Source organism: Treponema sp. R6D11 (assembly GCF_054786075.1).
Genome location: NZ_BDHD01000002.1, coordinates 15,109 through 28,511, shown reverse-complemented (window position 1 = coordinate 28,511; position 13,403 = coordinate 15,109). Strand labels below are relative to the sequence as shown.

Sequence of the window (13,403 nt, the reverse complement as noted above, 5' to 3'; positions counted from 1 at the left end):
TTTATACCTCCTGCGAAGAGTCAAGTTTGGCTTTGGCAATTATATCAAAATCCATTTTGACGCTTCCTTCTTTTGTCTTTACGATAATTCCCTTTTCTTCGACGGTTTCTAAAATTCCCGCCGTCCAATCGGAAATGTCGGTGCGGTAACACCGCACTCCTCTGCCAATATAATTGGCAAATTCGGCTCCGTTTTTAATCAGTCTGTCTACTCCGGGAGATGACACTTCCAAGTAGATATCCTGTCCTTCAAACTCAAGTTCCAGCCGTGGCATTATAGCGCGATGCGCCTTTGTGCAGTCGTCCGTGCCGATGCTTTTACCGTTGTAAATCACCGCCCTAATTTGGACGCTTCCCTTATGCCGGGAAACGACAAATTCGACAAGATTAAAACCCAACCCTTTTAGAACAGCCTCAATCGGCTGCCGCACGGCTGAAATTTCCGAATTCTCGGCATCTTTGCCGGTATACTGCATATCCCACCCTTGGAGCCAAACCATAAAAAAAAGGTCTCTGTAACTTAGAGGTTTTAACCTCAGGTTACTTGGAGCCCTTTTTAAATGAAAAACTAAACTGATATAAAACTAGCTTTTTTTTTTAAAAATGTCAATAGAAAATTAGGAAATTTGTATACTCTTGGCAACGCTTGCGGCTTCGTCAAAATCACTGTGTAAAATGTGTTCATCTATTAAACTGAGCTGTTCTTTTATCGCCCTATAATTCATTTGTTTTAGTTCCGATAACGCCGTTTTTGCGGCTTTTTTATCGTAAGAAGCGCATGCCGTCTGAATAGCGTTCAATTTTTCCGTTAAAACAGCCAAATCTATTGTTTGCTGTCCTGCGTCTTCTGCGGCGGCGTCTTCTTCGGAGGTATCAAATTTTTCAACAACTTTATTCAATTTCTCTAAAAACGCCGGAAGCGAAGATAAAATAAGATCGATATTATTGTCTCTCCCTATTTGCTCCAACTGCGAAGCCTCGTTAGAAAGCTCGTTTTCTCCCACATTCGCAAGGGCGCTTTTCATGGAATGTACATTGATTATGTAGGCTGAAACATCGGCTTCCCTACGGCATTTATTTTCGCAAATCATGCTTAAAATTCTTATTGCTTTTTTAGCGTCCCGTTTAAAATACTCGGCTAATTGCGGTTCAACGGCAATATTATGATTGCCCGCGGCATACAGATTGTTCTTTTGTTTACGCGCTTCTTTTAACACTTCTTCCGGCTGTTTGTCGCGTATTAATTTGTTAAGTACGCTGTTTAACTGGCGTATATCTATCGGTTTGGAAATATAATCGTCAAAGCCGTTCTTTAAAAATATCTCCGCCTGTCCCGCAAGAGCGTTAGCGGTTAATGCGACTATCGGTCTTGTATATCCAAAATCACGGATAATTTTTGCCGCTTCTATTCCGTCCATCTTCGGCATCATGTGATCCATAAAAATAATATCGTACGACGCTCCGTTTCTTACTTTTTCTATTGCTTCAAATCCGCTTATTGCGGTATCTACCGATATTCCGTAAGGAGCCATTAGTCCGCGAGATACATACAGGTTTGTTTCGACATCATCTACAACAAGAACGCGTCCATACGGCATAAATTCCTGCGTTATTTGAGCGTTCCTTATTTTTGTAGTATTTTTCAAATTCATGTTCATTAGATTTTCAGCCATTTCTTTGCCGATAACATCATCATTAACACGCTCTTGCGGCAAACGCACAATAAAGGTAGAACCCAAACCGGGAGTACTGTCTATATTTATGATCCCTTTCATCATTTGAATTAAATTCATTGTGATATTCATGCCAAGCCCCGTACCTTCTGTTTTACGGTTGGCTTCCATGTTAAAGCGGTTGAATTTGTCTCCGAGTTTATTTACCTGCTCGGTTGTCATTCCCTGTCCCGTATCGCTGACACGGAATATTATTATGTTTGTAGAGCTGTTTTCTTGTTTTTCTGCGGACAGCTCAAATTCTATCTGTCCTTCCTGCGTATATTTAAACGCATTAGAAAGAATGTTATTTAAAATTTGTTTAATTCTTAATTCGTCGCCATCCAGAGTTAACGGCACATTTTCATTTACAATCAATTTAAATTCTATCGGTTTATTTTCATAGCGTAAAATATTAAGTTTTACAGTATCGTGAATAAGGCTAGCAATATCATATTGCTTTACGTGCAATTCCAATTTTCCCGCTTCTATTTTGGAAAGATCCAGAATATCGTTTATTATGCCAAGCAATAAATCGCCGGAATTGTAAATTCTTTCAAGCGCTTCTTTTGTCGTTATCGGAAGAGCCTTATCCTGTAATTGAATTTCCGTAATACCAAGAATAGCGTTCATGGGGGTGCGGATTTCATGGCTCATCTTCGCAAGAAAATCGCTCTTTGCCTTACTGCTTTCTTCCGCAATTTTCGCCTTTTGCATTTCGGCTATCATTGTTTTTAATTCTCTTAAATCTCTGATAAAACCGGCAACGGCATACTCGCCGCGGAATTTAACGCGAACCAATGAAACTTCCGTAGGTATCTGCTCTCCGTCAAGTTTTTGATGCATCCATTCAAAGCGGCAATAACCTTCGTCAAACGCCGAATCAAAATACTCATTGAGTCGTTCTTTTGAATCCTCGCCCGAAGGCTGATACTCAGGGAAAAAGTCGTACATTTTTTCGATAAATTCCTGTTTTTCCCGCAGACCTAACATTCTTACAATTTCCTGATTACATTCAATTATTTTTAATTGTTTATCAACCATAAAACTGCTAAGCGGCGTAGCATCAAACAAAACTTGCGTACATTCGTCCGCTTCGCGCATTTTAGACATCATTGTTTTAATTTCACGTAAATCGCGCGTATAGCCGCAAACCATACTTTCTTTTTTTTGCTGTACTCTTACAAGAATAATTTCGCACGGTATCAACTCGCCTTTAAGAGTGCGATGTATCCATTCAAAACGATTATAACCTTCTTCAAACGCTTTTTTTACATATTCTATGGTTTTATCTTTTGATAATTTTCCGTCCGGTTGATATTCAGGAGACAATTTATAAAAATTATCAAGATATTCTTTTTTACTGGATAACCCGAATAATTTAAAAGCCTCGTTATTACAATCTATATTTTCATATTTATTATTCCAAAAATTAGAACAAAGAGGGGTAGCATCCAACATTATTTTTGTGCGCTCTTCCGCTATTCTTTTCGCATAAAGCATTCCTAATAAAATTACGCTTAAAATAGCCGCAAAGATGACACCTAATGTTATTAAAATTCTGCTAATTCTATTTATGCTTTTATAATAATTTTCCGCATACGCGATTATTGCCATATACCAGCCGTTATTTAACCGTCTTGCAAAAAGGATTGAGTCTCCTCCGTTATAATCGGTTGCTTTTCTTTCTGAAACTGTTTTACCGTCCTCTAATTCTTTTTTTATGGCGGGACCGTCGTTCATTTGATTTATATTCTTGCCTATATAAGCGGGGTGAGGGTGGGCAAGCACGTTAAAATCGCAGTCTATAAGAATTCCATAACTGTTATCTGTAACTTTAGCATTAATAACATAATCAAATATTTCTTTTGTCATACTTAACGGGTCATTATCATATTTACCTATTCTGTCATCTATAAAAAGCTGTACGTTATCAAATACATAATCGGCGTCTCTCATTAAATGCTTACGCTCAATATCACTCATAAAAAAATAGCTAAAGAAAACCATAAGGGCAAACGCCGCGACAACAAACAAGAACTGCGCATGTGTTATTAATTGAAGAATTTTCTTCAGCCACAACCCCATTAGGTGGCCGCCTTTACCGCTTTTATATGATCCCTTACTTCATAAAATAGATTAGCTATTTTTGGATCAAAATGAGTTCCTGAATTTTGCATAATAATATTTATCGCTTCATCATCCGAAAACGCTCTTTTATACGGGCGCTCGGAAACAAGCGCGTCATAAACATCTACTATCGCCATTATTCGCCCCTGCAGGGGGATTTCAGTTTCTTTAAGTCCGCGCGGATAACCTTTACCGTCCCATCTTTCATGATGAGTTCCGGCAAATAATTTTGCGTTAAGCAGGAAGTCGCCTTCGCCCGTGCGCGAAATAATTTCGTCTATGATGCGCTCGCCTTCTTTGGCGTGACCTTTCATCGCTTCATATTCATCGTCAGTAAGTTTACCCGGCTTATTAACGATAGTATCGGTAATGGAAATTTTCCCAAGATCGTGCATACGCGCCGATGAAACAATTTTTTCAAGATCCCAGCCGCTGATTTCTTCGGCATACACCCCGCGTTCTTTCATTTCTTTAATCAATATATCAATATACTTGGACGTGCGTTCAATATGACCGCCTGTTCCCTTATCGCGTGTTTCTACCATATCCGCCAAAACCGCGACAATACTATTTTGAAGCGCGTGCAATTTTTCAGTACGTTCATGAATAATTTCATCAATTCCAAGATGGGTTTTTAAGCGATTAAGCAGTACGGGGGCGGAAAACGGCTTTGTTATAAAATCTACGGCTCCAAGCTCAAAACCATGCGCTTCTACTTCCGCATTGTTGCGTCCTGTAAGAAAAATAACAGGAATTTCCGCCCAAGCGTTTTCGGATTTTAGCTTTTTTAAGGCTTCAAACCCGTCCATTTCCGGCATCTCTATATCAAGAAGTATCAAATCCGGGATAATTTTTCCCAAAAGATTAAACATTTTTGCCGCTGACGGCATCGTCATTACACGGTATTGATCTTCAAGTACCGCTTCCGCCATAGATAAATTTGTATCGCTGTCATCAACAACAAATATTGTTTTCATGTAGATGTTCCGAAACACCTTTGTTTCGGGTCTCCTTTAATAACTTTTTTCTGATAAAAATACTCTACTATAAATTTAAACCACTTCGATTAAAATGGCAATAAGAATAGAGCAATTATGTAAATTTGCCAATATAATGCTTAAAAATGACCCTTTTTACATATTATTAGAATGAAAATATTGGCAATTTGCCGAGAAATATGCTAAAAATGAGACATGCCAATAAAAATACCAAGGGAATTGCCGGCATACGACACCTTATGTAACGAGTATATTTTCGCCATGACGGAAGACCGCGCCGAATCTCAGGATATTAGGTCTTTAAGGGTGGGAATAATCAATTTAATGCCCACCACAATAGACACTGAAATTCAACTTTTAAGGCTATTAGGCAACAGCCCGCTACAGGTTGATATTACATTTTTGAACATGGGCAGCCACACGTCAAAAAACGCCCCGCCCGGACATTTGGAAAAGTTCTACATAAGCGCCGAGGAAATAATCAATAGGAAGGTACGTTTTGACGGGCTTATAATCACGGGCGCGCCTGTTGAAACTCTGCCTTTTGAGGAAGTTGATTATTGGGATGAGCTTACAAAAATAATTGATTATTCGCAAAAGAATGTTTTTTCCAATTTACACATTTGTTGGGGCGCGCAAGCCGGACTTTATTACAGATACGGCATTCCAAAGTATAAGTTGGATAAAAAATTATTTGGGGTTTTTCCTCATACTGTAAAAGAACAACATCATTTACTATTCCGAGGATTCGACGATGAATTTTTGGCTCCTCAGTCGCGTCATACCGCAAGCGATAGAGATAAAATAGCGGCTGAAAAACAACTGACAATTTTATCCGAGACTCCGCAAGCGGGGGTTTTTATCGCCACCGCGCGCGGGGGCAGGGAAATTTATGTTACAGGACACATGGAATATGATCCGCTAACGCTAGACAAAGAATACAAACGCGATGTCTCAAAAGGTTTGCCGATTGAAGTGCCAATTAATTATTATCCCGATAATGATCCTTCAAAACCGCCAGTTGTTCGTTGGCGCGCGCACGCTAATCTGTTTTTTAATAACTGGTTGAATTACGTGTATCAGGAAACACCTTATAATTTAGATGATTTAACGGAAAGCGATGAATTTATAGGGTGGGGATTGTAGGGGTTACTACGAACAGAAGACGGAGAATTTTTTTACCACGAACCACACGAACCAATGCGAACCACGACAAGATATTTGATGGGAAACTTTTATTTCTTTCATACTTATATCGCGCTCCTAAAGAAAGCACCTGTTTTTATGTAAAATTATACTATCGTACTTATTATACCACAAACCACTCAGTTAGAAAAAGCTATACAGGAACAAAAGCTTACAATTTCATTGAGTTGAATATTTACAGTAATTTGATACCGCTCCATGCCCAACCTGCGAGCCGCAGACCAAAGGTCTGACCTTTCTTCGCTTTTTACTGATTAATACTTTCTGTGAGGTCTGGGGCAAACGCCTTATGTGTCTAGTATATTCCCGAGGCAAAGAAAGTATTGCCCCAAACGCAAAAAATTAATATACATAAACTTTTAAATTACTTTTATTTTCCATTTGACTGAAATCTGAATCATTATGTAAAAGATAAATATCTTCAAGTATTGCATAGGAGGCGCTATTAAGCAATCATACGGTTTTCGTATTGTTATTCCCTCTTTTCTTAAACTTCGGTATAAATCTATTGCATGATCTACTACGGTCATTATTGGGGTATTTATCATTGTAACATTCTTCAAAATACTTTTTATTTCCGTAAATATATTTTCGTCTTTAACGCCCTGCAAAACCTCTTGGTAAATTATAGGGCAAATGCAAATATTATTTTCTTCTTCAATTAATTGTTGTAATACATTTGCCTGTTTTGTTTCCTTTTCGCGAAAAAAATCTACCCAGATAGTTGTATCTACAAGTATGGTATTCATCTAGGACTTCTCATTTCTTCAATATCGCCTTCCCAAATGTCCTGCCCTCTGTACTTTAGGATTTGTTTTAGGCTGTTTTTTTGTTTATGTTCAGAAATAGAAATGTCCGGAAAATTAACAATTACTTCACATTCTTTAATAGGTGGTTTGCTATCCAAAACAACCGTTGCCCCATTATATATACCTTTTACCGCAAGCATAAAAACTCCTATATATTAAATATATCTTTTTTACGGCAAAATCGCAAGTATTTATTATCAACCACAAACCATGTTAGTGGATAGCATTTCGCTTTCTCTATGCTACCCCACAATTGCGTTTTTGCAAAAGCGGATTATTTGGGGACTTTTTGCTTAACATGGCGGTTCTTTCACTCATGGTAATATCTTGCGTTTTTTGGGCGTATTTGTCAAGCAAAAATCTTCTCTGCCTTAATCCGTAATCTCTTATGCTAATTTAAGTAATCTATAGTTTATCTTTCTAGGTTCGCTCCTGGTTCGTGTGGTTCGTGGTAAAATTCAAACTTATTGCACAGCCCCTTTAATTCTTGCTTAACAACGAAGCATACTCCTTCTCATAACGCTTCAAAGCAGGGTGATCGGGAGCTATGGCAAGCGCCTGTTTTAGGTAGTAGACTGCGCGGCGTTCTTCGCGACGGTTGTGGTAGATTTCAAAGGTGGCTATAAGGGCGTCAAGATTTCTGGGGTCTTCAAAAAGGCTTGAGCGCAGATTGGCTAGAATGTCTTCTTGATTGGGCTGTAAACGGCTTCGCAGATAATAATATTTGCTATATATTTGACCGCCGGGCACTGTAATAATCCGGATTTCCAGAATACGGGAAGCTTCGTCTTTTCTGCCAGAATTAATCAGAGCGGAAATATAAACCGCCGCGTAATCGTGATTAGAATTATCACGATCATACAATTCGCGGGCAAAGTTAAGCGCCCTTGCGTTATTTCCAAGTCCGCGCTCAACAGTGTACGCATCTGTTAAATCCTGGGGTGTGCGGCGGACGGCAAGAATACGATTCAAATACCCTTGCGCTTCCTGCCATTTTTCCCTTTGAATTGCGTCCTTTACGCTCAAACTTAACACTTCTACAGAAGAACTGTTTTTCTGTTTGAGGCGTTCCAACATTTCCCTGCCCTCGGTTTGATCTTCGTCGCGTTGCGACTCCATCAGTAAACCAGCGGCATAAACAAGAACTTCCGCATCATCGGCATTAACGCGCAAAATTGAGCGTAGATAGTTCAACGCCGAATCGCGGTTTCTATTTCCTTCGGCTTGCACTCTTGCGCGTAAAAAAAGATAATTTCTGTTATTTGAATTAATCGACGCGTAACTGTCAAGCGAAGCGTTTGATTGTGAAAATTGTCCCTGCTCTAGCAAAATAGCCGCTTTAAGTAAAAGAATTTCTCCGTCTCTTGGGTCTGCTTGCAGAATCTCGTCAATAGAGGATAACGCCCGCGATAAGTCATGGTTTTCATAATAACAAATTGCGAGCTCTCTTTTTATTTGCGTACTGTCAGGGTAACGGATAATTAATTCGGATAAAATAGCGATAGCTTCCTGCGTATTACCTGCTTTTCTCCTTGCTCGGGCAAAACCTATCCTTGCCGGGTAACATTCATCGGAAATGTCGTACGCCTGTTTGAAAGACTTTTCCGCCTGACTATTTCTGCCCTCACGCTGATGTATCAGCCCCTGAAACAACGGCGGCAAAACGGAATTGGGTCTTAATGTTTGCGCTTTTTCAACATTACTTAAAATATTCGCAAGAACGGTCGATTCTGTTTGCTCATTTATCGCTAAAAACGGTAAAATATGCTCAAAAAAATCGGTCGAGTTTGAGGCGGGCTGGACATAAACGCCTTTTTCAGCTTCCCTTATTATCTTGGCATAATTTGATGTTTGCGGAAGATCTACAGTAGGAAGTTTTGCCGGTGAATCGGGGTAAATCAGCCTTATCAATATTATATTAATTCCAGACATAGTGCGTCCAAATTCCGATCCGCTTAAATCCCTGTTTCGGATTAATTCCACCGCTTGAACCATAGATGACAAAATTCCTGTTTCTGTCAAACCGCGTATTTCTTCCGCGAGACTGCCTGAAGGCTGATTATTATTGGATTGTTTTTTTGTGTTTTTTTCTTTTTTTTCGGTAGGTTGCCGCGGCTCGGATTGTGAGGATTCAGGTCCTGATTTACAGGAAAAAATGACCAATGCGAAGAAAAAAAATATAAAAAGGCTATTCCACTTTTTTAAAACCACTGTTTATTATCCAAAAATAAAAAATTTACAGGAGAAATGATATAGATCACATATACAAAATACTAACATAATGATACTATCATAAACAATGGATATTAATAAAAAACTTAGCTTTTTAATGTATTTCACATTAATATTATCGGTTTTTATGGCAATATCATGCAATTTTCATTCTTCCGGCATCGATCCTTATTACCTTACAGGCTCAAAGGAAGACAGGAAAAACCTTGTAGAGCTTTTTAACCTGCTTAAAAACGAAGACACGGGCAGTGATGGAGAATTTGCCGTAACAAGGGAGATTGCCACAAGTTTCGCGCGGTTAAATGATTATGAAAGAGTTATACATTTTTTAAGCGAAAAAACAATTAATAATCCGGCTGACCCTTATAACGGCTACTATTTTTTAATGATTGCATACGCCTATGTTCAACAGGAATCAAGACCTATCGCCACCCTTTACTTTGATTTAATCATTAAAAATTACCCTGATTTCATCATAAACGACGAATCAATCCACCTTGTATGCCTGCGCAATCTTATCAACGAGAACGTCAAGGTAGACCGCAAAGTTTGGTATTACAAAGAGCTTATCTCCAGATTTGCCGATAAAATCGATCTGGGAACCAGTTATTTTATGCTTGGTCAGGCTTGCGAACAAGCCGGAGACTGGAACGGCGCGGTTGCGGCATATACAAATTATCTGCCGTATTCCGGGACTATAATACCCGGTTTCCCATACGCAGATCAACACGCAAAACATCAAGTTGACTTTAGCAGGTCTCAAAAAGACTGGACTTTTGACAGTCTTACCTCGTTAAGAAGCGCCATAGAAGCGGCTATTGACGCAGGCAACGCCAGCGCCCTTATGAGATACCAGACAAAGGTAAACTTTTTCGCCCGCTCTTGGGAACAGGTAGAAACCGATGATATTGGTATGAACAAATTTAATCTTGAGCAATTTATGTACGGCAACCATATCAAATATTCTCCGACTCTGGACGCTTCTTCAAATTCAACCGAAGCGTTTTTAAAAACGACCGGTTGGTCATTCTCGCTTAATACATGGCATTTATATTTTAGAAAAATTTATTTCCCGCAAGATCCTGAAATTCACGGAAGATGGGAATGGGCGGGGATTTACTACGGAGAGAAATTTTGAGCAAATCGGCGTTTAAACGGATAAGAATGGACAAAATGCGTAGGCTTAGTTTCATCTTTTTTTTATTTTTCATTATCAATTTTACATGGGCGCAGACGGAAGAAAGCCGCCCTTTACGCGGTAAACAGCCCGATCCTTCGCTTCCTCTCCCTTCTAACCGCTCCATGCAGGTTTTTACGCCTGCTGGAAATTCGCTTATTACGGAAACGGCTCTTGAACAGCCTTTAACACAGCGTTACATTAAACAGTTTTCAAGTCCTCATGGAATTGCCACTCTTAACGCCGTTTTAGAGAGAGGGAGTCTTTATCTGCCGTTTATCAAGGAAGAAGCCGCCCGCCTTAATATGCCGCCTGAATTGGCTTATCTTCCTGTTATTGAATCGGGTTTTGTGATAACGGCAAGGAGTAAGTCGGGCGCGGTGGGTCTTTGGCAATTTATGCTAAACAGCATTGCTCCATACAACATAAGGGTTACAGACCTTATTGACGAGCGGCGCGATTTTGAAAAAGCGACAAAAGCCGCCCTGCTAAAACTGGAAGAAAATTACAGAACGCTAGGCAGTTGGGAACTTGCGCTTGCGGCATACAACAGCGGACTGGGCGCAGTTAGCAAAACAGTAAAAAAGACAGGAAGGCATGATTACTGGGAACTTGTAAAGAGGGGCGATTTAAGGCAGGAAACTCAGCATTTTGTACCCAAATTAATCGCGGCAAATTATATTATTTCCCAACCGCGAAAATACGGAATCAACATCTGGCATGAAAAAGTAGACTGGACGGCAATTCCACTAAAACGCCAGGTTTCCATTGATATTCTTGCAGAGGAAACAGGCGTTTCCAAAGAGCTATTACGCCGTCTTAATGCGGAACTTCTTCATGGGATAAGCCCCGCAGACGTAAACTACAGGTTAAAAATCCCCGCAGAACATCTTGAAAAAATTACAAATGCCGTTGAAAGCGACGATCTAAAATTGATCCGTTACCATTACCATGTGGTTAAAACCGGCGACACTTTATGGTCAATGTCGAGGAATTACGGGATAGACGTAAAAATAATTGAACAGCACAATCCCGGTCTTTCCGGCAGATATTTAAAAATAGGGGAAACTATCATTATTCCGGCATTTGGTAACGCGCCTGCGCCCAAAAACCAAAACCAACCGCAAAATACGCTGCAAAACAGGCAGGTAACCGTACCGCCCAACTTTACGGATACCCATATTGTGCAAAAAGGCGAAACTTTCTGGTCTTTAGGCAGAAAATACGGGATTGAACCCCAAGTCCTGGCGGAGGCAAACGGGCTTAAAATAACCGATATTCTGCATGAAGGAAGAACGATTAGAGTGCCGATAATATTAGAATAGTTACTATGAAAAAACTGATAATTTTAACTTTAATTTTCTTCTCCGTTATGGGTGTCTTTGGACAGGGAAAAACGGGAATTTCAGGCTCGGTAGAATGGGACACATTACGCATTAATGCGGCAGTTTCCTTTAATCTGGCTCAAGCGGGGTTAAAACTTCCCGCCGGCAGAACACATGGGGAATCACTTTTAAATTCAAATTATTTACGCCTTATAGAGCCGTGCCTTTTGGGGTTGCAAGTAGATTCTTCTACCACCATAGAAGACCTTGTCAATTCAGGCGAATTAACCCTTGAACAAGTAGAGACAATTTCCCGCAGGGCAAACTCATCATCGCCCGCTCTTTCCCCTGACATGAAAAATATTACTTCGTCCATAACAATACCAATTTCATCTATTAGCTCTATGCTTTTAACCCATAAAAGAGCATCTCCTGTTTTAAAAACATTAATCCCCATTTCCACTGCGCGGCATACGGGGATAGTCATTATCGCCTTGGATAAACTTCCCATACATGGAATGAACAGCGTCGCCATGCCCGTTCCATGCCTGTTTCCTAAAATTTGGGACAGCGATATGAACCTTATTTATGATCGCAATATGCTGGAATCTAAATTTGAAGGCACTATGGTACGATATTCAGCGGCTAAAAATATTTTTCAAAAAAATCCGTCAGGGCTTTCTGCGGAATTACAAAAAATTGTCGGTGACAGACCGTTACGCATTTTCGCTCAAGGTGTTTTTGGAGTTAAACCTACAGACCTTATTATCGAAAAAAGCGACGCAATGACAATTATTTCTTCCGAAGAAAACCGCAGACTGCTTTCGCAGGGTAAAGTTGTTTTTATTTTTGACGAATCAGCCCTGCGCTATGAATTCAGCGGCGAATAATTAATCTGCCCATTATCGCGGCTATTGATTGCTGTAAAATAATACTCATCAATGTAGGCAAAACCGCAGCTTCCGGCAAAAATGTTACAGCAAGCGTCATAACCGCGCTGTTATTGCGTAATCCGCCTGCAATAACAAGGGCGGCGGTTTTTTCATTGTCGCATTTAGTTACAATGCCGTTAAGCCTCGCAAGCAGAAAACTTGAAGCCGTTAAAAACAAACAAAGAACGCCTGTTTTCCAAAGAAGCGGGTCATCAAATTTTAAAATATTCGCTATTGCCGCTGAATTAGCCGCAATAACAAGCATCAGGCAGAATTTGGCAAAAGGGTCTACTGCGGGACAAATTTTTTGCGGTATCGCGCCCCTACTTGTTTCGTTTAACGCAACGCCTATTATTGTTGGAACCACAACCATAAATATTAATGAAACCGCTATACCGCTCATGTCCATTGCTACTTTTGTCCCCATAAGAATTGAAAGCGTCGCCGGAACAACAAGCGGGGCAAGCAAGGTATCAAGCAAAATTAAAGAAAGCCCTAATGCCTTGTCTCCTTTATAAATTGCCGACCAGATAAAACCTGACACCGCCGTAGGACCGGCAAAAAGAAGCACAAAACCGGCGATAATATCTGTATCTTTAATAAATTGCGAAGATAAAAAAAGAGCTGCTAACGGCATTAATACATGGGTTGAAATAAAAAAAAGCAAAATAGGAGCGGGACTTTTTATTGAAGTGCCTAATTCAACGGCGGTAAGTTTTAATGCGCCTGAAAATGTCATAATACTGAACAATAAAATGACATAGGGGCGTAACGGAAGAAAAAAATTGGGGAAAAGCAAACCAAGCGCTACGGACAAAGGAGTAATAAAAGGCATAAGCCTGTCCATAGAGTGATTTAACCTTAAAAGGCTGTCTTTTAACAT

The 13,403-nt window shown here is 39.9% G+C and carries 11 protein-coding genes; 4 read left to right on the top strand and 7 right to left on the bottom strand.

Annotated features, from left to right (window positions below; translation table 11 throughout):
* Position 1: 1 nt before the first annotated feature.
* The 3 genes from ACYVTD_RS00625 to ACYVTD_RS00615 form a co-directional block, all read right to left on the bottom strand.
* Entirely contained in the window at positions 2-475 is a 474-nt protein-coding gene (locus ACYVTD_RS00625) for an LSm family protein (protein ID WP_461245841.1), read from the bottom strand.
* Positions 476-616: 141 nt separating this feature from the next.
* Complete coding sequence (locus tag ACYVTD_RS00620; protein ID WP_461245840.1) at positions 617-3,799, bottom strand: ATP-binding protein; 3,183 nt, start codon at positions 3,797-3,799, stop codon at positions 617-619.
* Positions 3,799-4,818 carry an HD-GYP domain-containing protein gene (locus ACYVTD_RS00615; RefSeq protein WP_461245839.1) on the bottom strand — a complete coding sequence of 340 codons (1,020 nt, stop codon included), beginning with the start codon at positions 4,816-4,818 and terminating at the stop codon, positions 3,799-3,801. Before ACYVTD_RS00615 ends, ACYVTD_RS00620 begins: the two co-directional genes overlap by 1 nt.
* Positions 4,819-5,034: 216 nt before the next feature.
* Here ACYVTD_RS00615 and ACYVTD_RS00610 point away from each other — a divergent pair, with 216 nt between their 5' ends.
* Positions 5,035-5,985, top strand: a complete 951-nt coding sequence (locus tag ACYVTD_RS00610) for a homoserine O-succinyltransferase (protein ID WP_461245838.1) — start codon at positions 5,035-5,037, stop codon at positions 5,983-5,985.
* A gap of 419 nt (positions 5,986-6,404) precedes the next feature.
* On the opposite strand, the gene vapC is transcribed toward ACYVTD_RS00610, so the two are convergent.
* The 3 genes from vapC to ACYVTD_RS00595 form a co-directional block, all read right to left on the bottom strand.
* Positions 6,405-6,794, bottom strand: a complete 390-nt coding sequence (vapC, locus tag ACYVTD_RS00605; RefSeq protein ID WP_461245837.1) for a type II toxin-antitoxin system VapC family toxin — start codon at positions 6,792-6,794, stop codon at positions 6,405-6,407.
* Positions 6,791-6,994 (bottom strand): hypothetical protein, encoded by a 204-nt coding sequence (locus ACYVTD_RS00600; RefSeq protein WP_461245836.1) that lies wholly within the window; start codon positions 6,992-6,994, stop codon positions 6,791-6,793. Before ACYVTD_RS00600 ends, vapC begins: the two co-directional genes overlap by 4 nt.
* Positions 6,995-7,334: 340 nt before the next feature.
* The gene (locus ACYVTD_RS00595; RefSeq protein ID WP_461245835.1) at positions 7,335-9,065 is read right to left on the bottom strand and encodes a tetratricopeptide repeat protein; all 1,731 of its coding nucleotides are present in this window, start codon (positions 9,063-9,065) and stop codon (positions 7,335-7,337) included.
* Positions 9,066-9,213: 148 nt separating this feature from the next.
* Between ACYVTD_RS00595 and ACYVTD_RS00590 the strand changes: the two genes are divergently transcribed.
* From ACYVTD_RS00590 to ACYVTD_RS00580, 3 genes are read left to right on the top strand one after another with little or no spacing between them, the layout of a single operon-like run.
* A complete protein-coding gene (locus ACYVTD_RS00590; RefSeq protein WP_461245834.1) occupies positions 9,214-10,224 on the top strand; it encodes a tetratricopeptide repeat protein in 1,011 nt (336 codons plus the stop codon).
* Between the two features lie 26 nt (positions 10,225-10,250).
* Complete coding sequence (locus ACYVTD_RS00585; protein WP_461245833.1) at positions 10,251-11,588, top strand: LysM peptidoglycan-binding domain-containing protein; 1,338 nt, start codon at positions 10,251-10,253, stop codon at positions 11,586-11,588.
* A 5-nt stretch (positions 11,589-11,593) separates the two neighbouring features.
* The gene (locus ACYVTD_RS00580) at positions 11,594-12,478 is read left to right on the top strand and encodes a polymerase (protein WP_461245832.1); all 885 of its coding nucleotides are present in this window, start codon (positions 11,594-11,596) and stop codon (positions 12,476-12,478) included.
* Here ACYVTD_RS00580 and ACYVTD_RS00575 read toward each other — a convergent pair.
* Positions 12,465-13,403 (bottom strand): bile acid:sodium symporter family protein, encoded by a 939-nt coding sequence (locus ACYVTD_RS00575; protein WP_461245831.1) that lies wholly within the window; start codon positions 13,401-13,403, stop codon positions 12,465-12,467. The genes ACYVTD_RS00580 and ACYVTD_RS00575 overlap by 14 nt on opposite strands.